This is a genomic window from Streptomyces fuscichromogenes (assembly GCF_014645815.1).
Lineage (GTDB): Bacteria > Actinomycetota > Actinomycetes > Streptomycetales > Streptomycetaceae > Streptomyces > Streptomyces fuscichromogenes.
In genome coordinates this window covers 36368-56923 of the sequence record NZ_BMML01000011.1, presented here as the reverse complement: position 1 = coordinate 56923, position 20556 = coordinate 36368, and the positions used below count along the sequence as shown (strand labels likewise).

Here is a 20556-nt window from a genome sequence, read left to right as displayed (position 1 = left end):
GTCAGCTGTCGGCGTGGGCACTGCCCGGCTCCTTCTGGGATTCCTGGTGCTGAGATGGTGCGGGCCCGGTCGGAGCGTGGTCGTAGTCCTGCTCCGCCCGGAGTACCGCGGCTTCGAACGCGTCGAGTTCCGAACGGACGGCCTCCGCGTCCGAGGGCTGCCGTACGGCCGACGTCGTCCGGTCGGCCGGGGAACCGGTCCGGGCGAGCGTCGCTCCCCGCTCCCGCCGGCGCAGGGGCCGGGAGGTACGAGGTGATGCCGGATCGTCCGGGGCGGCGGTCCGCTCCGCGTCCGCCCGCGCGGCGGTCCGTTCCCCCGTCGGCGGCCCCGCGTCGGCTGGGGGCCTGACGCGCCGGGGGAGCTCACCGCTCGGCGACGGAGCCCCCGGCCGCTGCGGGGGGACGGCGGAGGCGGCGGCAGGCAGGGGCGACGGTTCCGGACCGCTGGTCTCCTGCTCCGGCCTGGCCGGGAACGGCGTCACGTTCGCGACCGGGCCCGTGGTCACGGGCTCCGGGAGGTCCGCGAGGCTGACGGCCGACAGGAGCGCGGCAGGGACCCACACGGTGGCGGTGACGCCGCCGCCCGGCGTACGGGTCAGCGTCACCCGCACTTCCCAGCGCCGGGCCAGGGTCCCGACCACGAAGAGACCGAGCACCTCGGTCGGTGCGAGATCCAGCCGTTCCCGGCGGATCAGCCGGGCGTTCTCCTCGGCGAGGTGTCCGGGGTCCATGCCGAGGCCGTGGTCGATGATCTCGATCAGAGCCCCGCCGTCCCCGGTGATGTCGGAGCCGGGGCGGACCACCACCTCGACGGGCGCGTCGGAGGGGGAGAACGCCACCGCGTTCTCCAGCAGTTCGGCGAACATCAGGGTCAGGTCACCGATGATGTCGGGCGCGACGGCGGCCTCCGTCCCGGACCGCAGGGACACCCGCTCATAGCCTTCGATCTGGGCGAGCGACGCCCGGACGACGTCGGCCAGGGGGACCGGCCGCGACTCGAAGCCGCTCTCCCGGACGCCGGCGAGCAGCATCAGACTGTCGGCGTTGCGCTGGAGGCGTACGGCGATGTGGTCGATGCGGTACAGCTGTTCGAGGAGTTGGAGATCGGTCTCCTCGCTCTCCATCTCGTCGATCAGAAACAGCTGGCGGGTCGTCAGGATGCTCACTCTGCGCCCGACGTTGCCGAACATCTCGGCCACGTTGCGGCGGCTCAGTACCTGCCGCTCCAGCAACTGGGCCGCGGTCACCTGTACCTGGTTGAACACCTCGGCCAGTCCGCCGATCTCGTCGCGCACCGGGACGGGGATCGGCCGCGGTCGCAGCGCGGTGGTGTCGTCGGACTCGTCGTCCGCGACCCTGGCCAGTTCCTCGCCCGCCACGTCGACCACCTGCTGGGCGGCGTCGGTCAGGGCCACCAGGGGACGTACGACCGAGCGCCGGACCAGGACGCAGAAGGCCAGCCAGACGACAAAGCCGAGAAGGGCCAGACCGAGCAGGTACAGCGCGCCTCGCAGAGCGTCCGCGGAGGCGGTGTCGGCCTCGGCGGCGGTCTGCTCGATCAGCGACCGGGTGATGCCGAGGCGGGTCTCGGACTGGCGCGTTCCGTCGGCGATCGCACTCCGCAGCTGCGCCGGTGTCCTGCCCTGCAGGGCACCGGGATCGATCTGCAGCTGCGCGAACCCGGCCTCGATCCCGTTCTGCTCGGAGCTGCGCTCGATGCCGTCCATGGCCAGGGCCTGAACGGGGGCGGCGATCCGCTGAAACCGGCGCAACTGCTGGTCGTAGAGGGCGTGGGAGGCGACCGCGCGGCTGTACTCGTCGAGGGCGTTGGCGTCCCGGGTCTGCGCGGAGAACACCGCGCTCTCGAAGGACGCGTGGGCGGCGTCGGCGCGCAGCACCGTGTCGAGAAGGCCCGTGACCGTGGACGACGAGGTGCCGGAGTAACGGTCCAGGCCGATGCCGTCGATCAGGTAGTCGACCGCGGAAGCGTAGGCGGGGTCGATGTCGGCGACGGCGACATAGCCCCGTTCGAGCTTGTCACGCAGGACACCGAGGCCGCGGATGTAGTCGAGCGCCTGCACCTCCTCGCGCGGCAGGCCCGCGGCGAACGCCGTACGCACGGCGGTGACCTGCGCATCGGTGTTCCGCTGGGCCCTGCGGTAGTCGACGGTCGACGGCAGCGGGGCTCCGGGGCGGGCCGCGTCGTACTGCACGGAGAGCAGGAGCGCCTGCCGGTGTTCGGCCTGTACCTCGTTGATGAGCTGCGCGACCTGTTCGCTGTCGCGCACCAGCTGCGCTATCCGGCCCGCGTCCCGGGCCTGCCGGGCCTGGCCGAAGGCACCGATTCCGAGAAGCACGCCGACTGCCGCGATCGGCGCGATCACCAGGACGTTGAGCTTGCGGCGGAAGGGCCACCGGTCGAGGACGTTCGCCGACTTCAGACGCGGCCGCCGACTGCGGTCGACTGTCCCCGGTGGGTCGGGGGCAAGCGGCGGGTTCCGTCTGCTGGTGGACACCCGGGCCTCCTTTGACGATGAAATCACGCCAGTGTCTGAAACCGGCGGCGTGATCGTATCCACACGCACAGCGACATCACAGGCTTCCGATCATCAAATATTGATTACGGATTCTTCAGGCATCATCGACACAGCGTGACGCCACATCCAGGATGGACGCGGTGGCACGGCGCGCCACCGCCGGACGTACGGTGCCGGACGGGGGAATTGACGCGAACCGACCGGTTGAGCATGATCCTCGGCAGCAAGCGTGCCGCCGCCCCTCCCACCCCGGGCCACCGCCCGGGACCGCCGTCACGCCGTTGTCCCGCCGACCTCTCCGTCCGAGGCGAAGCGGGCCCTCGTGACGGTGCCGCGCGCCGGAGCCGTCGCCCGACCCGAAGTCTCCCCTCCCCGCCCAGCCTCACCGCGTCCTCATGCCCCGTGTTGGAGATCCCGTGCATCCCACTCGCAAAGCGGCCCTGACCGCGACCGCCCTCCTGGCCACCGCCGCGCTCGTCGCCGGCTGCGACGACGGCGCCAAGACCGCCGGATCGGTCGCCGCGCCCCCTGGTGACTCCGCCGAGCCCGGCTGCCCCGGCGTCCTCGCTCGTGCCAAGCAGGACGTCAAGGCGGCCGAGGACGTCGACGCGCCCTGGTCAGGACCGACCAGCGGACCCGCGGTCGTCCCCGACCGGAGCATCGTCTACATCGCCCAGACGCTGACCAATCCAGGTGTCGAGGGCGTCGCCAAAGGCGTCCAGGAAGCCGCCGGCATCATCGGCTGGCACGTCCGCACCGTCAACGGCCAGGGCACGTCGGCAGGGCTCAAGTCCGCCTTCGACCAGGCTCTCGCGCTCAGACCCGACGGCATAGTCATCGGCGGGTTCGATCCCTCCCCCACCGCCGAGCAGGTTGCACGGGCGAACGCCGCCGGCATCCCGCTGATCGGCTGGCACGCCGTCACCGCCCCCGGGCCCAGCTCGAACCCGAAGCTGTTCACCAACATCACCACAAGGGTCGAGGACGTGGCCAGACTCAGCGCCGACTGGATCATCGCGCAGTCCGACGGCCGTGCGGGCGTCGTGCTGTTCACCGACGCCACGATCCCGTTTGCGAAGCACAAGTCCGACCTGATCAAGAAGGAACTCGCCACCTGCTCCGGCGTGACGCTGCTGAGCTATGAGAACATCCCGATCCCCCAGGCCAACAGCCTCACCGTCGACAGGGTCACCTCCCTCGCCGCCCGTCTCGGCAGCAGGTGGACCTACTCCGCCGCCATCAACGACCTCTACTTCGGCTATGCGGGCTCCGCCCTGCGGGCCGCCGGAAAGGACGGCGCGGGGGCCCCGTTCAACATCGGGGCCGGCGACGGCGACCCGTCGGCCTTCGACCGCATCAACGGCAAGGACTTCCAGGCCGCCACCGTGCCCGAACCGCTGTCCGAGCAGGGCTGGCAGATCATCGACGAGTTCAACCGCGCCTTCGCAGGCAAGGCGCCGAGCGGGTACGTCGCCCCTGTCCACATCACCACCGCGGCCAACAGCGGCGGCGCACCGTCCTGGGACTCCGAGGGCTACCGCGAGGCCTACCGCAAGATGTGGGACAGGTAAGCCGCACGGCGAAATCCGTACCGCGCGCGGGAAGGCCGGGAAGATGCCCTACGACCCCTCGACAGCGGTGGCATCCCGCGCAGGGTACCGAAGTCCTCGTGCTCGACGGCAACGGATCGCCTTCGCCCGCCGCTACCTCCCCGAAGGTGGCATGGGTGAGATCTACCGCGAACTCCCCGAAAGCGCTCCTGTGCTACTCAACACCCCGAACACACCCACCTGTCGCTCCCGGGCACCACGTGAGGAAGATCTCCTCCAGAGTCGGCTGCTTCTCGACGTACTCGATCTTGGCGGGCGGGAAGAGCTGCTTGAGCTCGTCGACGGTGCCGTTAACGATGATCCGCCCCTGGTGGAGGATCATCGATCCGGTCGGCCAACTGCTCGGCCTCGTCCAGGTACTGCGTGGTGAGCAGCACCGTCGTTCCGTGGCCAGCGAGATCCTTGACCGCATCCCACACCTCGATTCGCGCCTCGGGGTCGAGTCCGGCCGTCGGCTCGTCCAGGAAGATTACCGGCGAGTTCCCGATGAGGCTCATCGCGATGTCCAGCCTGCGGCGCATCCCACCCAAATACGTGGACACTCGCCGCGCGCCGGTGTCGGCCAGCGAGAAGCGCCTCAGCAGGCCATCCGCGATCGTGCCCGGTCCTTGAGGTAGCGCAGCCCGGCGACGAGTACGCGGTTCTCCCGACCGCTGAGTATCTCATCGACGGCTGCGAACTACCCGGTGAGACTGGTGGACTCCCACACAATCGCCGGTTGTGTGGCAACGTCGAAGCCATGGACGTTCGCCGTCCCCGCGTCGGCCTTCAGGAGCGTGGCGATGATCCTCACGGTCGTGGTCTTGCCCCCCGTTGGAGCCGAGCAGGGCGAAGGCACTTCCCCGCACTAGATGATTGAGTCCAAGGGCTCGTAGCCGTAGGCCGCCAGCGAGCGGTGTCGCATGTCGCTGCCATCGCTCGCCCAGCGCGTGCAAGGCGTGCCCGTTTCATCCTGGCGGTCAGCGGAGAGCACGCGACGCATGCTTCAGCAACTCGGAGGAGGTCTTGGTCGGGGCCCAGCTGGGGAATGGCCTTGAGTCTCCAGTGACTGGAGACGGCAGAGTGGGGGACATGGACGTTACGACCCTCTACTCGATCGGGGAGCTGTCCCGGCGGACCGGCTTGTCCGTGAGGACGATCCGGTTCTACTCCGATTCGGGGGTGGTAGCGCCGACCACCCGTAGTCCCGGCGGTTATCGGCTCTACGACCTCGACGCACTGCTTCGTTTGGAACTCCTCCGCACACTGCGCGAGCTGGGCATGGACCTGCCTACGATTCAACGGGTACTGGACCGTGAGCTCTCGGTGGCGGAAGTCGCCGCGGCGCACGCCGACGCCATGGACGTCCAGATCCGGATGCTGCTACTGCGTCGGAGCGTTCTGCGAGTCGTGGCCAGACGCGGGTCCAGTCCCGAGGAGACCAAGCTCATGCACAGGCTCACGCAGTTGTCCGGCGAGGAACGCCGACGTTTGATCGACGATTTCGTGGATGGCACCTTCGGCACAGTGGATGCCGACCCGGCCGCGGTGGCCATGGTTCGCGCTGCCACTCCCGACCTCCCCGATGATCCGACCGGCGAGCAGGTCGCCGCGTGGGTGGAGCTCGCCGAGCTGGTCGGCGACGAGGATTTCCGTGCCCGGATGCGCCGGACGGCCATGTGCCAGGCCGCCGGGCGCACGCTCGACATCGAGAGCGATGCCGGCGAGGAACTGATGGAGTTCACCCGTCAGAAGGTGGCCGAGGCCATGGAGTCAGGCATAGACCCGCTCAGCGACAGGGTCGCACCCGTCATCGACGACCTCGTGCACCGCTTCGCCGAGGTGTTCGCGCGCACCCCTGACACGGAATTCCGGGACTGGATGGCGCAGCAGTTCGAAGAGGCGCACGATCCCCGGGTGGACCGGTACTGGCGGCTGGTGTGGATCGTCAACGGCTGGCAGGTAGTACCGAACCTGATTCCGGTGTACCCCTGGCTCGTGCAGGCCCTGCGAAATGACCGTGACGCATAGTCGCCGTAGTCGAGACCGCCCGGGATCCCTGAATGAGTCCAAAGGTTGGCCTGCGGACATGGCGCGAGGGTGTCCAATGTCGGTGTGTGATGACGGACTTGGACACCCTCGCAACGGCACTGTATGTCAGGATCGATGACGCGTTGAAGGCTTCGCCGCATCTGGCTCCGTGGCGTCCGGCCGTCGGAATCGCGCCCACGCTCAGTGACGCCGAACTGGTCACCGTCGCGGCGATGTCGGCGCTACTCGGCTACACCTCGGAGCGGAGGTGGCTGCGGCGCGCCGGCCGGGACTTACGCCACCTCTTCCCGTATCTGCCTCAGCAGTCCGGCTACAACAAGCGACTCCGCAACGCATCCGAGCTGCTCAAGCACATGATCAGGATGCTGGCGCAGGACACCTCGCTGTGGAGCGACGACGTGTGGGTGGTCGATTCCACCCCGGTCGGCTGCGGCTGCTCCCGTGAGACCGCCAGGCGTTCGGCCCTCGCAGGCTGGGCACAGTACGGCTACTGCGCGTCGCACTCCCGGTACTTCTGGGGCCTGCGCCTGCACCTGATGTGTACGCCGGGCGGACTGCCCGTCCTGTTCGCGCTCACCGGCGCGAAGGCCGACGAACGCGAAACACTGCGCGACATGCTCGACACCGCACACGACGTCGCCGCCACCCATCCAGGACAGACGATCATCGGCGACAAGAACTACTACGGCCGCGGCTTCGAGCGCGATCTCGCCGATCGTCACCTGAAGTTGTTACGCCCGGCCCGCAAGGGCGAACCCGAACGGGCCGAAATACACCTGTTCAGGCCGCTGCGGCAGGTCATCGAGTCGATCAACCAGACCTTCAAAGGGCAGCTCGACCTGGAACAACACGGCGGGCGCACTCCCTCCGGAGTGATCGCCCGGGTACTGACACGCATCCTGGCACTCACCGCCGCGATCTGGCTGAACGATAAGACCGGCCAACCCGTCAAGCGATCCCTGATCGCCTACGATCACTGACCGCGACGGCACCCCTTGGACTCATTCATCTAGATCGAAATCCACACCGCAGGCAGCACTTCGAGTGTCCTGTACGACTTCCCCAGACCCCGCACTCGCATCGCCGGACCGGCGATCGACTGGGACGTCATGGTCATCTGCCTCCTTCACAGAGCTGTTCCAGGCGACTGCGTGGAACCTCCTACCGAAGGGATGGAGGGTTGACCCAGCGTCAAGGTCAAGCCCACTCCGACCACGGCATCCAGATCGTCGGCGCTGATTCGGGCCGACCCGTGATCCGTTCCCATGACCTGCCACTTCAGATGGCGATAGCTCAGAGAACCCTCAACCTGATGTGACGCCTTTCCTGGGCTGGCGATGGATTCCAGCGGCATACCGCTGACACTTTGACCAGCAAAGAACGTAGGTAAAGCCGTCGGAGGTAGAGATAACAGGTGGTCGAAGTCCAGCTTGCTCGCGCTGTCGATAGACCGGTCGTCGTACGCCAACTACCAGCTGCCGCCGGTCAGAGCGCACTTCGGGCCGACCTCGGGAGCGGTGACGGCCTCCTCCAGGCGGACCTCGGAACGCACGTTGCGGCCGTCCTTGTCGGCGTCCGTCCAGTGCTTGAACTTGTCGCGGGAGTAGCCAGCGCGATTCTCGTCGGCAGCGGGCGGCGCGGCACGCGCGTCACGGACCGGCAGGGTGATCGTCTCGCCGGGCGCGTGGTGCACGGGCCGGTGCGCGGAGGCCGGGGCGGCGTGGGCGGTGGTGGCGATCGGGGCGAGCAGCGCGGTGATCAGAGTGCGTCGGGTGTGGACGAGGCACACGGTCGGGTCTCCGTTCCGAAGATCACGAGCAGGGTGGTGATCTTCGTAGCGATCTCGGCGGGCCCCCATCTGCCCGTCCGGGGCGGGTTCACCCGACCGGCTACTAGCCTCGCGCTTTCATGAAGCGTGGTGTCCGACGGGTGGTCAGACAAACGAAAAGTGCCTCTGACCAGCAAGAATGAGGATTGTCGAGGTCCTTGTTCCTGCCACCGCCGGAGGCACTTCCCAGGTGAAGAAGCGTATCGGGTCCTACCCGCGTGTCCGCGTCGAGGGTGGTGGCCGGGCGGCGGTCTCGCAGGCGGGAGGCGTCCTGCTGGTGGAGACAGCCCGTAAGACCGGGCTGGACCAGGCGATATCGGCAGCTCTGGCACCGTGGCGCAAGTCGCGGACGGTGCACGATCCGGGGAAGATCCTGCTGGATGTGGCCCTGGCGGTCTCGCTCGGCGGAGACTGTCTGGCCGATGTGGGCATGCTGCGGGCCGAGCCGGCCGTCTTCGGTGCGGTGGCCTCCGATCCCACCGTCTCCCGCCTCATCAGTGTCCTCGCCTCGGCCGGGCCGAAGGCCCTGGCAGCGATCCGCACCGCACGGGCCCACGTCCGCGCACACGTCTGGAAGCTGGCCGGACCAGCGGGACCGGACGCCGGCGGGCAGGTGATCGTGGACATCGACGGGGTCCTCGTGCTGGCCCACTCCGAGAAGCAGGACGCCACCGCGACCTGGAAGAAGACGTTCGGGCACCACCCACTGATGGCCTTCGTCGACCACGGCCGAGGCGGCACCGGGGAGCCGGTCGCGGGCCTGCTGCGGCCCGGCAACGCGGGCAGCAACACCGCCGTCGACCACATCAACGCGCTACCGCTATCGGGGCGCGGCCATCCCTTCCCCCTGGCCGACCATGGCATGAGGACGATCACCGACAGCAAAGCGGGACTTGTGGAGCGCCCGGTGCCATGAGAGTGGCACGCCGGGTGCGGGAAGCGGCCCGAAGAAACGGTTCGACCGAAAGACGAGACCGCGCATCGGGCCGACTTCACCACCCCCAGCATCCGATGGTGACGACGATGACCGACGGCACGTCGGACCAGGCCCCGGCAGGCAGACCGCCTCGCCTCACGCGGCGTTCGCTGCAGGACCCTGAACTGACCGGGATGACCCGCCAGCAGTTCAGCGAACTCATCGACGCACTGACTCCAGCGCTGGAGATCCAACGCGAGCAAGTGCTCCGCACACGTCGCGGTCACGAGCACCTGGTGGCCCCTGGCACAGGTGTCAAATCCAAACTCAACCCCGCCGACCGAGTCCTGGTCACCGTGCTCCACCTGCGAAAACTCGCGACCATGGACCTCCTGGGCCAACTCTTCGGCGTCACCGCCATGACCATCAGCCGCGCGAAACAGGAAGTCCGCCTATACAGTAGGACAAGCTTAGCCACTCCACCCCACATGCGGCCTACGGACCCACGACCAAGATCCGGACCATACGCGGGCCGAAGTCCGTCAACTCCCCGCGAGCTACGCATTCGCACTGGTCAGGGGCGCGCAAGAGCTGTACCACCAGCAGACGAAGAGTCTGCTGTCATGCAGGCGAGCGTCAACGTCCCATGCAGGCCGTCAGGCGGGGGCGACGGGGCCTCGCAACGGGACGGCGAGGGCCTTCAGTGCCTCTTCCAGGCCACGCAGGTGAGCCAGAGCCACTTCGCCGCCGGAAGGGTGCGGTGCGGCACCGGGTGCCTCGATATCGCCTCGCTCCGTTTCGGGCGTGGTCAGTGCCTTCACCGCCGCTTCCACTCGCCGGCACGCAACGGCGAGCCTGGCGTCGTGGGAAGCATCCGGGTCCGCCGCGACGGACGCCAGGCCCCGCACCTCCTGGGCACACCGGTCAAGCAGTCCGATCACCTGACGGGCCCGCCCCTTGCGCGCCCGCAGCGGAGTGAACGGGTGCACCAGCGGGGCCACCGAAAGCCTGACCCTTCCCAGCAGCAGCTCCAACTCAGCGACATACCAGGCGGGATCCGCATCTGGAGAGCCGGCCAGGCGAGCCGCGGCCTCAGAAGCGCACGCATGGACGCAATGCAGCGCACGCCGAATACACGCGTCAGTGGTGGCATGCGTGGTCACCGGCAGCACCAACAGAACAGCGAGCGCCGCGCCCAGCGCGCCCACCCCCGTCTCCAGCACGCGCAGAGCCAGCAGCCCTGGATTCAGAACTCCCAGCAGCCCGTAAAGCAGCCCGGCCATCACCGTCACCGCCAGCATCATCCACGTATACGACACCGCCGCCGTATAGAAGATGCCGAACACACAGAACGCGACAATCACCGCGGTCGGAGCACCCGCCCCATCCAGCGGAACAGCGATCACGAGGCCGACGGCGATCCCGATCACGGTGCCCAAGACCCTACGGAAACCACGCACCAGGGTCTCGCCCCGCGATGTGGTGTTCACGAAGATCCACCACACCGCACCCACAGCCCAATACCAGCGCTCATGCGACACCAACTGCCCCACCAACAGGGCGAAAGCACCGCCTACCACTCCCTGGACCGCCTGGCGCGTGGTCACCCGGGAAAACCCCGCACCCGCCGGAGCCACCATCGCAACAGCGGCCGGAGAAAACCGCCGCTCATAGCACCACAGGCCAAAACGCACCGCAAAGGACGCCACCAGAGCAAGCGCCACCGCCGCACAAAGCTCCGGCAACTGGCCCGGCACCGCATGCAGGAACTGCGCCGCGAAAAACATCATGAACGCAAACGTCCCCAGAGAATGCCCTCGCGGCCCCCACCGCCGCGCATACATCCCCGCACCCAGGACAGCGACAAAGGCCACATCGCGCACCCACGGGAAATCGTGCAACGCCGCCGCGAGAGCCAGCACCGGAAAACCGGCCACCGGCAACAGGGCCGTCGTGACCGCCTGCCCTCGCACCGACGCATCGGCCACCGTGAACAAAGCAAGCAAAGCGGCAAGCCCACCAGCGATCGCCGCCGGCAGCGACCGCGTCGCCAGATCCGACACCATCACCGCCAGAGCTACACCAAGGACACCCCGCACAGCACTGCGCAACCTCAGCCGCCCTGGATCCGGCGCGACGAACACCCGCTTCAACACAAGACTCCCCTGACACCCAAAACGATCAACTCACGCAACTGGCACACCGTCAAGAAAGTCAGCAAAGAGTCAGCATCAGTCCGCCCACAGACTCCCGAAGACGCCCACACCCGCACATCAAGCGGCACCAAGAAAACCCTGCCTGATCTGCGAAAACAGGCCCCAGGCCCGCCACCCTCGCGATCCGCCCGGTTGACACAACGAAGAAGATCATCCAGGTGTAGGAGACGGCGGCCGTGTAGAAGATGCCGAAGACGGCGACCGCGACCAGGACGGCGGTGGGAACCGGGGCGCCGTGCACGGGGGCGGCGGCCAGCAGGCCCAGCGCGATACCGATGACGGTGCCGAGGACCCGGCGGAAGCCCCTAACCAGGGTCTCGCCGCGCGAGGCGGTGTTGACGAAGATCCACCATGTGGCGCCGACCGCCCAGTACCAGCGCTGGCCGGACACCAACTGGCCGGCGACCAGCGCGAAGCCCGCACCCGCGGTCGCCTGGACCGCCTGCCGGGTGGTCGCGCGGGCCAGGCCGGTACCGGCGGGCGGGGCGGGGACCGCCGGCGGGGGCAGGCGGCGCTCGTAGCACCAGAGACCGAAGCGGACGGCGGCGGCACTGAGCACGGAGAGCAGGACGGCGGCGGACAGTTCGGGCAGTTGTCCGGGGACGGCGTGCAGGAACTGGGCGACGAAGAACGTCATGAAGGCGAACACGCCCAGGCTGTGGCCGCGCGGACCCCAGCGGCGCGCGTACCCGCCCGCGCCGACCACGGCGAGGAAGACCAGGTCTCGGGCGACCGGGACGTCGTGCAGTGCGGCCGCGGCCGTGAGCACCGGCAGGCCCACGACGGGCAGCAGCGCGGTGGTGACGGCCTGTCCGCGCACCGTGGCGTCCGTGACGGTGAACAGCGTGAGCAGGGCGGCGAGGCCACCGGTGACGGCGCCCGTGAGGGAGTGCCCGGCCAGTCCGCAGACCGCCACGGCGAGGCCGATGCCCAGCACGGCCCGCGCGGCGAAGCGCAGCCGCACCCGCCCCGGGTCCGGCGCCACGAACACCCTCTTCAGCACTGCTTCCCCTCCCGCGGACGGCACGGAAATGGCGCCGCGGGGATCCGCAGCGCCATCGACACAGCCATGAGAGCATCGACCGGGCGACTGGCTCAAGTGACGTCATTTTCACTGGGCCAATGGTCCGGTCCCAGGGCACTTCGGGCAGCAGCTGACCTACCAATGGCGCAGGTAGCCGCGGAGCATCGGTGAGCCATTGGTACAGTCGTGTCCGATGACCGTGGACGAGCTCGACACCCGCATTCTGCGACTGCTGCTGGAGCAGCCGCGTACCAGCGTGCGCGAGTACGCCCGGGTCCTCGGCGTCGCCCGGGGCACCTTGCAGGCTCGGCTGGACCGGCTGGAGCGGGAGGGCGTGATCACCGGGACCGCCCCCTCGCTCTCCCCCGCCGCGCTCGGCCATCCGGTGCTGGCCTTCGTGCACATCGAGGTCACCCAGGGCCATCTGGACGACGTCGGGGACGCGCTGGCGGCCGTGCCGGAGATCGTGGAGGCGTTCTCGATCACCGGCGGCGGGGACCTGCTGACCCGGGTGGTGGCGCGCGACAACGCGCATCTGGAGGACGTCATCCAGAAGCTGATCAGCCTGCCGGGCGTGGTGCGCACCCGTACCGAGGTGGCGCTGCGCGAGCGTGTTCCGCACCGGCTGCTGCCGCTGGTGGAGTCCGTCGGCCGGGCAGCCCGCGCATAACGGCATCCTGGCCCCATGAGCGATCTCAGCAACCTCTCGGTCATCTTCGATCTCGACGGAACACTCGTGGACAGCGAGCCGAACTACTACGAGGCGACGCGGCAGCTGCTGGCCGGACACGGTGTCGCGGACTTCACCTGGGCGGAGCACGAGAGGTTCGTCGGCATCAGCACGCTGGAGACGCTGACCCTGCTGCGCGACCGCCATGGACTGCGGCCCCCGGTGGCCGAGTTGCTCGCCGAGACGAACCGGCGCTACCTGGAGCTGGCCCGGACCCGCACGCGCGCGTACCCCGAGATGCGGAAGTTCGTGGAACTGCTCGCGGCCGAGGGCGTGCCGCTGGCGGTGGCCTCCGGCTCCTCCCCCGAGGCGATCGAGGCGATCCTGACCGGCACGGGCCTGGGCGGGCATCTGCGCACGGCGGTCTCGGCCGACGAGGTACCCCGCGGCAAGCCGGCGCCGGACGTCTTCCTGGAGGCGGCCCGCCGCCTCGGGGCCGCTCCGGCCGACTGCGTGGTCCTGGAGGACGCGGTGCCGGGCACGGCCGCGGCACACGCGGCCGGCATGCGCTGCATCGCGATCCCGTACGTCGCCGCGCAGGCCGATCAGTTCGGCACGGCCGACCTGGTGATCCGCGGCGGCCAGACGGAGTTCACGGCACGCGTCGCCTACGACTGGCTCGCGTCGGCCTGAACTCCCTTACCCGCCAGTACCGTTGACGCTCACCCGCCCCTTCTCTATCTTCTGGACGAATTCCCGAACACCGTCCGATATTTCAGACACGAACTCGGGCGCGGACGCGGGCCCGGACGCAGCCCCGGATTCAGACCCGGCCCCAGACCCAGACGAGGTGCCCATGGCCCAGCCCCTCTCCCGAAGGACCCTTCTCCAGGCGACGGCTCTGGTCGCCGCCGCCGGCGCGGCCGGTGCCGCGGCCGGCCCGGCGGCAGCCGCGGTCGGCGGCGCGGCCGAAGCGTCCTGGACGGTGCGGCCGTTCGGGCTGGGGGACGTGGCGCTGGAGGCCGGACTCTTCGCGGACAAGCGCGAGTTGATGCTCGACCACGCGCGCGGCTACGACGAGAACCGGCTGTTGCAGGTGTTCCGGGCCAACGCGGGGCTGGACACGGGCGGTGCGGTCGCGCCCGGCGGCTGGGAGGGGCTGGACGGGGAGGCCAACGGGAACCTGCGCGGGCACTACACCGGGCACTTCCTGACCATGCTGGCGCAGGCGTACGCGAGCACCGGCGACGAGGTCTTCGGGGCGAAGATCCGCACCATGGTGGGGGCGTTGGAGGAGGTGCGCGCGGCCCTGCGGCAGGAGCCGTCCGTGCTGAGCGTGCCCGGGGTGTTCGGCGGCCGGGCCGCCGGGAACGAGCGAGGGTCGTACCGGTACGTCGAGTTGCCGTCCGGTGTGCTCGGGGACGCCTCCGCCGTCACCCTGGCCGCCTGGGTGAAACCCGGCCACGAGGACTCCTGGGCGCGGGTGTTCGACTTCGGGAACGACACCACGCGGTACCTGTACCTGGCCACCAGGAACGCGAACGGGGTGCCCCGGTTCGCGATCACCACCGGGGGCGCGGGCGCCGAACAGGGGCTCGACGGCCTCGCCGCGCTGCCCCTGGACCGCTGGAGCCACCTCGCCGTGACGCTCGCCGACGGCACCGGCACGCTGTACGTGGACGGCACGGTGGTGGCCCGCAACCCGGCCATGTCCCTCACCCCGGCTGCCCTCGGCACCCTCGCCCACCACTGGCTGGGCCGTTCCCACTACACCGCCGACCCCGTCTTCGCAGGGGCCTTCGGCGGGTTCGACGTGTGGTCGAGGGCGTTGAGCGGCGACGAGATAGCCGGTCTGCAGGGCGATCGGGCGAGCGGCGACCTGGTGTCGTACGCCTTCGGGGAGACGTCGGGGCCGGGTCTCGCGGACGGCTCGGGGCGCGGCCTCGACGCCGTCCTGCGCCGCACCTGGGGCGGGCCCAGCCATCCCGGGTTCCTCGCGGCCTACCCCGAGACGCAGTTCATCCTGCTGGAGTCGATGGCCGGCAGCGACTACACGAAGGTGTGGGCGCCGTACTACACCGCGCACAAGATCCTCCGGGGTCTGCTGGACGCGTACGGCGCCACCGGCGACGAGCGGGCGCTGGACCTCGCGTCCGGCATGGGCGACTGGATGTACTCCCGGCTGTCCGTGCTGCCCGCCGCCACGCTCCAGCGGATGTGGGGGATCTTCTCCAGCGGAGAGTTCGGCGGGATCGTCGAGGCGGTCTGCGACCTGCACGACCTCACCGGCAAGGGTGAACACCTCGCGCTGGCCCGGCTGTTCGACCTCGACAGCCTCATCGACGCCTGCGCGGCGAACACCGACACGCTCGACGGCCTGCACGCCAACCAGCACATCCCGGTCTTCACCGGCCTGGTCCGGCTGTACGACGCGACGGGCGAGGAACGCTACCTGACCGCGGCGAAGAACTTCTGGGGCATGGTCGTACCGCACCGCATGTACGGCATCGGCGGCACCAGTACCGCCGAGTTCTGGAAGGCGCGGGACGTGATCGCGGGGACCCTCGGCGCGAGCACCGCCGAGACCTGCTGCGCGTACAACATGCTGAAGCTGAGCCGGGCGCTGTTCTTCCACGAGCCGGATCCGGCGTACCTGGACTACTACGAACGGGCCCTGTACAACCAGGTGCTCGGGTCCAAGCAGGACCGGGCCGACGCCGAGAAGCCGCTGGTCACGTACTTCATCGGGCTGACGCCCGGTCATGTGCGGGACTACACGCCCAAGCAGGGCACGACCTGTTGCGAGGGCACGGGCATGGAGTCCGCCACCAAGTACCAGGACTCGGTGTACTTCGCGGCGGCCGACGGCAGCGCCCTGTACGTCAACCTCTACAGCCCGTCCACTCTGACCTGGGCCGAGAAGGGCATCACGGTCCGTCAGCACACCGGTTATCCACGGGAACAGGGCAGCACACTCACCGTCGGCGGGCAACGGCAGGCCCGCTTCGCGTTGCGGTTGCGGGTGCCTGGCTGGGCGACGGCCGGGTTCCGGGTGTCGGTGAACGGGCGGGCCGTGCCCGGCACTCCGCGGCCGGGCAGCTACTTCACGGTGTCGCGGACCTGGCGGCCCGGGGACACCGTGCGGGTGTCGATCCCGTTCCGGCTGCGGGTCGAGCAGGCCCTCGACGATCCTTCGGTGCAGGCCCTGTTCTACGGGCCGGTCACGCTGGTCGGGCGCAACCCCGCCACGGAGTACCTGGAGTTGGGGCTGTACCGGAACGCCGGACTCTCCGGGGACCTGCTGCCGTCGCTGGCTCCGGTACCAGGCAGCCCGCTCCATTTCACCCTGGCCGGAACGGAGTTCGCCCCCTTCTACGAGGGGACCGAGGATCCGACGCACGCCTACTTCCGCCGCTCGGAGCCGACGGTGGTGTTCGGCGGCCTCGACTCCGGGGTCGCCAACCCGGCCGGGTCCGACGGCTCGCTGCTGGACGAGGTCTGGGCCGCGGCGCCGTTCCGCGACAAGGCGGCGCTGGTGACCCGGGTGCGGTCGGTGGTGGACGCCTGGGTCGCGGACGGGCTGGTGACGGCGGCGGACGGCGACCGGGTGCTGGCCACGGCGCGGGAGGCGTCGTACGTACGCTGACACGTGCGGCGTCGTACACGTCCTGGCGCGGCGGGCAGGGCAGGTGCGCCGTCACTCGGAAGGAGCAGTTCGGCCATCCGTTCGCTCCGCCGGTCGTGCGATGCCCGGAATGCCTGCATAGCGTGGCCGTATGACCACGACCTGGGCAAAGCCGCAGCAGCCGACCACCGAGGACCGGCGGTGGAAGGCGCTCGGGGTCTGTCTCGCGGCCGGCTTCATCTCGCTGCTCGACACCTCGATCGTCAACGTGGCGCTGCCCTCGATGGAACGCGGGCTGGGGGCCACGGAGGCCGCCCAGTCCTGGGTGGTCTCCGGGTACGCCCTGACCTTCGGGCTGGCGCTCGTCCCGGCGGGCCGGCTCGGCGACATGCGCGGGCGGCGCCAGGCATTCCTGATCGGGCTCGCCGTGTTCACGGTCGCCTCGGCGGCCTGCGGGCTGGCCGGGAGCCCGGACCGGCTGGTGGTGTTCCGGCTGATCCAGGGCGCGGCGGCGGGCATGGTCGCGCCGCAGACCTCGGGGCTGATCCAGCAGATGTTCCAGGGCGCCGAACGCGCCAAGGCCTTCGGGTTGCTCGGCAGCGTCATCGGGGTCTCGACCGCGGTCGGCCCGCTGGCGGGCGGTGTGATCATCGACGCCGTCGGCACCGACGACGGCTGGCGCTGGGTGTTCTTCGTCAACCTGCCCATCGGGATCGCCGCACTCGTCGCGGGCCTGCGGCTGCTGCCCCGGTACCCCGGGACCGCGGACCGGCGGGAGCGGTTCGACCCGCTCGGGGTGCTGCTCCTCGGCTCCGGTGTGCTGGCGCTGATGCTGCCGCTGGTCCAGGAGCAGCAGTGGACCGGACGGCAGAAGTGGGCGCTGATGCCGGTGGGCGCGGTGCTGCTGGGCCTGTTCTGGGTGTGGGAACGGCGGCAGGGCCGGCTCGGCCGGGCGCCGCTGGTCGATCTGAACCTGTTCTCGCTGCGGTCCTTCACCCTCGGCGCGCTGATCAGTTTCAGCTACTTCGCGGGCTTCACCACGGTCTTCTTCGTCCTCGCCCTGTTCCTCCAGAACGCGGCGGGATACAGCGCGCTGGCCGCCGGAGTCACGGTGCTGCCCTTCGCGGTCGCCTCGGCGGTCGGTGCCGCCCTGGGCGGCCGGCTGGTGGTGCGGCACGGGCGCGTGCTGGTCGTCATCGGTCTCGCCGGGGTGGCGGTGGGGCTGCTCGGGATCATCGCGGTGGTACGGCTGGTGCCGTTGGAGCACTTCGGGTGGGCCGCGGCGGTACCGATGATCATCGGAGGCATCGGCTCCGGTATCACCGTCTCTCCCAACACCACGCTCACCCTCACCCTGGTCCCGGTGAAGCGTGCCGGTGCGGCCGGCGGAGTGCTCCAGACCGGCCAGCGCGTCGGCTCGGCGGCCGGTATCGCGGTGGTGGGCTCGGTGTACTTCGCCCAGCTCGCGCACCGTGGCCCGGCCACCGAGGCGCTCCAGCTGGGCCTGCTCACCTCTGTCGGGTTCATCCTGGTGGCGCTGGGCCTGGCAGTGGCCGATCTGGGCGAGCGCGCGAAGGCGCCGGCGGCACCCGAGGACTGAGCGGCGGGCCGTCCTAGGCGGCCACCGCCTCCACCACCGAGAGCACGGTCGGCGTCGGCACGACCCGGGCCAGCTTCAGACCGGCGGACTCGAACAGCGTGGCGAACTCCGCCTCGGTGCGCTCCCGGCCCACCAGACACGCCATCAACAGCAGGTCGAGCGCCTTGGCCTGGTGCGGTGCGTTGCCCGGCGGGATCACCGCGTCGACGACCAGGATCCGTCCGCCCGGCGCCAGCGCGGCACGGCAGCGGTCCAGGAGGGTCACGCACTGCTCGTCCTCCCAGTCGTGCATGATCCGCTTGAGCATCAGGACGTCGCCCTTGGGTACGGCTGCGAAGAAGTCGCCGGTCTCGGTGGCCCAGCGTCCGGCGGTCCCGGGGGTGTCGAGCCGGTGTCCGGCCAGCACGTGCGGCTGGTCGTACAGGACGCCGTGCAGACCGGGGTGGCGGTCGAGGACCGCCAGCAGCAGGCCGCCGTGGCCGCCGCCGACGTCGACGACCGTCCCGGTGGGCGGGAGGTCGCAGGCGGCCGCGATGGGTCCGTTCTCGGCGTCGGACATCGCGGCCATGCCGCAGTGGAAGACGTCGGCGGTGTCCTCGTCCTGCCCGAAGTAGTCGAAGAACGGCAGCCCGAAGAGGTGCTCGAAGGCGGAGGTCCCCTCGCTCACACAGCGGCTCAGGTCGGCGGTGGGCAGCCACATGCTGCGGTCGGTGTTCATCAGTACGGCCGAGCGGGCCGAGCAGGGTGCGTCGGTGCGCAGCGCGTCACCGGCCGCGGTGAGCCGGAAGCGGCCGCCGGCGTCCTCCTCGAAGACGCCGCGGGTCGCGAGCAGCCGGAGCACCCGGTAGAGGTTCCGCGGGTCGGTGCCGGTGGCCTCGGCCAGTTCGGCCGGGCTGCGCGGACCGTGGGCCAGGTGGTCGGCCACACCGACGACCGCGGCGGCGCGCAGGGCGGCCGGGAAGAGGTAGCCGAGCGATTCGTTGACGAGGAAAGCGGACGAGGCACAGGGGTCTACGGCTTCGTCCGGGGCTGCTTCCGGGCTCACGGGCGCCTCCAGCGGTGGATGTCCGGGATGTCCGCTGGCATCGTGACATCGCGCGGGCCCGGGATCGCGCAAGGCGATCGGGGCGCGCGGGAGCAGATCGGGAGCGGCCGTGAGGCAGGCGGGGGCTCGCGCGGCCGCGGCCTACGAGCGACGGCGGGGCTTGCCGCGTTTCGCGGGCTTGCCGGACTTGGCGGACTTCGCGCCGGCCGCACGCGCGCGTGCGGCGCGGGCGGCCGGCGTCGCCTTGGCCGCGGCGCCCGGCTTCTGCGCCCGCCCGGCCTTCTCCGGCGAGGCCGGTGCGGTCCTGGACGGCTTCGAGGACTCCGCGGCCTGCCGGCCGCGGGTGCTGTTGACCGTGCGGCCGCGGACGATGCCGATGAAGTCGTCGACCATGTCCGTGGTGGCCTCCTCCGGCCAGGACAGGGCGACGATCGACTCGGGGCCGTCGGTGAGCGGCCGGTAGGTGAGGTCCCGCCGGTGGTACAGACGGGCCAGCGACTGCGGGACGACCAGCAGGCCCACCCCGGCGGCGACCAGCTCGACGGCGTCCTCGGTGGTCGCGGGACGCTCGAAGGCGGGCTCGCCGGGCGGGGCGTCCCAGTCGAAGACGTCGTCGAGGGGGTGGAAGATGACCTCGTCGCCGAGGTCGGCGACGGTGACCTCCTCGGCCGCCGTGATCACGTGGTCCTTGGGCACGACGACCACCGTGGTCTCGGTGTAGAGGGGGATCGCGCTGAAGAACGTACGGTCCACCGGGAGCCGTACCAGGCCGGCGTCCACGTCACCCGCGCGCAGCAGACCGGCCACCTCGGCGGCGGGGACCTGGTGGAGGGCGAGCGGGATGTCCGGCAGGCGCTCGTGCCAGATCCGAACCCATTTGGCGGGCGTCACGCCGGGGACGTACGCGAGCCGGAACGACGGTGTTTCCTCCGAGCCTGTCACCAGCCCAGGTTATCGGGCCGTGGTCAGGGCTTGCACACCCGGCCGATACCCTTGACCTCATGAGTTCGCACCAGACCGCCCAGTCGATGAAGCCCGCCACCGCGGCGAAGAAGCTGGGCGTGTACCTGCCCGCCACACCCGCCGCCTTCCAGGAGGGTGTCGTCTCGCGCGCCGAGCTGAACGAGCTCCAGGCGAATCCGCCCGAGTGGCTGCGCGAGCTGCAGGCCAAGGGCCCGCACCCGCGTCCGGTGGTCGCGGCCAAGCTCGGCGTGTCCATCGCGGGGCTGGCACGCGGCGGTGTGACGGAGCCGCTCACCACCGAGCAGATCGAGGAGCTCAAGCGCGAGCTGCCCGAGTGGCTGGAGAAGGAGCGCACCACGCAGGCCGAGGTCCGCAAGGAGACCGTGCGGCTGAAGAACCTGAAGCGGGAGAAGGAGTCGGGGCAGGGCTGAGCCCGCACCCACGCGACTTTCCCACGGCCCCGGCCCAGGCACCTCCGCCTGCCCCCGGGGC

At 70.1% G+C, this 20556-nt stretch carries 14 protein-coding genes and 3 pseudogenes; 10 read left to right on the top strand and 7 right to left on the bottom strand.

Annotation, left to right across the window (positions count from 1 at the left end; all coding sequences use genetic code 11):
* Position 1: 1 nt before the first annotated feature.
* A complete protein-coding gene (locus IEZ11_RS24160) occupies positions 2–2515 on the bottom strand; it encodes an ATP-binding protein (RefSeq protein ID WP_189264954.1) in 2514 nt (837 codons plus the stop codon).
* 437 nt (positions 2516–2952) lie between these two features.
* Between IEZ11_RS24160 and IEZ11_RS24155 the strand changes: the two genes are divergently transcribed.
* Positions 2953–4107: a substrate-binding domain-containing protein gene (locus tag IEZ11_RS24155; RefSeq protein ID WP_189264953.1), complete on the top strand. Its 1155-nt coding sequence runs from the start codon at positions 2953–2955 to the stop codon at positions 4105–4107.
* A gap of 329 nt (positions 4108–4436) precedes the next feature.
* Here IEZ11_RS24155 and IEZ11_RS52755 read toward each other — a convergent pair whose 3' ends face one another.
* Complete coding sequence (locus IEZ11_RS52755; RefSeq protein WP_308426489.1) at positions 4437–4688, bottom strand: ATP-binding cassette domain-containing protein; 252 nt, start codon at positions 4686–4688, stop codon at positions 4437–4439.
* A 529-nt stretch (positions 4689–5217) separates the two neighbouring features.
* On the opposite strand from IEZ11_RS52755, the gene IEZ11_RS24145 reads away from it, so the two are divergent.
* Together IEZ11_RS24145 and IEZ11_RS24140 are read left to right on the top strand one after the other, a co-directional pair.
* Positions 5218–6156: a helix-turn-helix domain-containing protein gene (locus tag IEZ11_RS24145; protein ID WP_189264952.1), complete on the top strand. Its 939-nt coding sequence runs from the start codon at positions 5218–5220 to the stop codon at positions 6154–6156.
* A gap of 86 nt (positions 6157–6242) precedes the next feature.
* Positions 6243–7157 (top strand): IS982 family transposase, encoded by a 915-nt coding sequence (locus tag IEZ11_RS24140; RefSeq protein WP_189264951.1) that lies wholly within the window; start codon positions 6243–6245, stop codon positions 7155–7157.
* Positions 7158–7645: 488 nt separating this feature from the next.
* Here the strand turns inward: IEZ11_RS24140 and IEZ11_RS24135 are convergent, their stop codons facing one another.
* Positions 7646–7966, bottom strand: a complete 321-nt coding sequence (locus IEZ11_RS24135; protein ID WP_189264950.1) for a hypothetical protein — start codon at positions 7964–7966, stop codon at positions 7646–7648.
* Between the two features lie 229 nt (positions 7967–8195).
* Here IEZ11_RS24135 and IEZ11_RS24130 point away from each other — a divergent pair.
* Positions 8196–8831: pseudogene (locus IEZ11_RS24130) on the top strand (transposase); the annotation flags it as partial.
* Between the two features lie 170 nt (positions 8832–9001).
* A pseudogene (locus IEZ11_RS52465) lies at positions 9002–9373 on the top strand (transposase family protein); the annotation flags it as partial.
* A 204-nt stretch (positions 9374–9577) separates the two neighbouring features.
* Here the strand turns inward: IEZ11_RS52465 and IEZ11_RS24120 are convergent.
* Together IEZ11_RS24120 and IEZ11_RS24115 are read right to left on the bottom strand one after the other, a co-directional pair.
* Positions 9578–11077, bottom strand: a complete 1500-nt coding sequence (locus IEZ11_RS24120) for an FUSC family protein (RefSeq protein WP_189264949.1) — start codon at positions 11075–11077, stop codon at positions 9578–9580.
* Between the two features lie 199 nt (positions 11078–11276).
* Positions 11277–12140 (bottom strand): annotated as a pseudogene (locus tag IEZ11_RS24115) (FUSC family protein); the annotation flags it as partial.
* 214 nt (positions 12141–12354) lie between these two features.
* Here IEZ11_RS24115 and IEZ11_RS24110 point away from each other — a divergent pair.
* The 4 genes from IEZ11_RS24110 (at position 12355) to IEZ11_RS24095 (ending at position 18056) form a co-directional block, all read left to right on the top strand.
* Positions 12355–12831 (top strand): Lrp/AsnC family transcriptional regulator, encoded by a 477-nt coding sequence (locus IEZ11_RS24110; protein ID WP_189264948.1) that lies wholly within the window; start codon positions 12355–12357, stop codon positions 12829–12831.
* Positions 12832–12846: 15 nt separating this feature from the next.
* Positions 12847–13524 carry an HAD family hydrolase gene (locus IEZ11_RS24105; protein ID WP_189264947.1) on the top strand — a complete coding sequence of 226 codons (678 nt, stop codon included), beginning with the start codon at positions 12847–12849 and terminating at the stop codon, positions 13522–13524.
* Positions 13525–13687: 163 nt separating this feature from the next.
* Positions 13688–16477, top strand: coding sequence for a beta-L-arabinofuranosidase domain-containing protein (locus IEZ11_RS24100; RefSeq protein ID WP_189264946.1), 2790 nt, complete (start codon positions 13688–13690; stop codon positions 16475–16477).
* A gap of 130 nt (positions 16478–16607) precedes the next feature.
* Positions 16608–18056: an MFS transporter gene (locus IEZ11_RS24095; protein WP_189264945.1), complete on the top strand. Its 1449-nt coding sequence runs from the start codon at positions 16608–16610 to the stop codon at positions 18054–18056.
* Positions 18057–18069: 13 nt separating this feature from the next.
* Here IEZ11_RS24095 and IEZ11_RS24090 read toward each other — a convergent pair whose 3' ends face one another.
* Complete coding sequence (locus IEZ11_RS24090; RefSeq protein ID WP_189264944.1) at positions 18070–19101, bottom strand: methyltransferase; 1032 nt, start codon at positions 19099–19101, stop codon at positions 18070–18072.
* Positions 19102–19242: 141 nt separating this feature from the next.
* Entirely contained in the window at positions 19243–20043 is an 801-nt protein-coding gene (locus IEZ11_RS24085) for a LysR family substrate-binding domain-containing protein (protein ID WP_189264943.1), read from the bottom strand.
* A gap of 59 nt (positions 20044–20102) precedes the next feature.
* On the opposite strand from IEZ11_RS24085, the gene IEZ11_RS24080 reads away from it, so the two are divergent.
* Positions 20103–20495 (top strand): DUF5997 family protein, encoded by a 393-nt coding sequence (locus IEZ11_RS24080; protein ID WP_189264942.1) that lies wholly within the window; start codon positions 20103–20105, stop codon positions 20493–20495.
* Positions 20496–20556 lie beyond the last annotated feature (61 nt).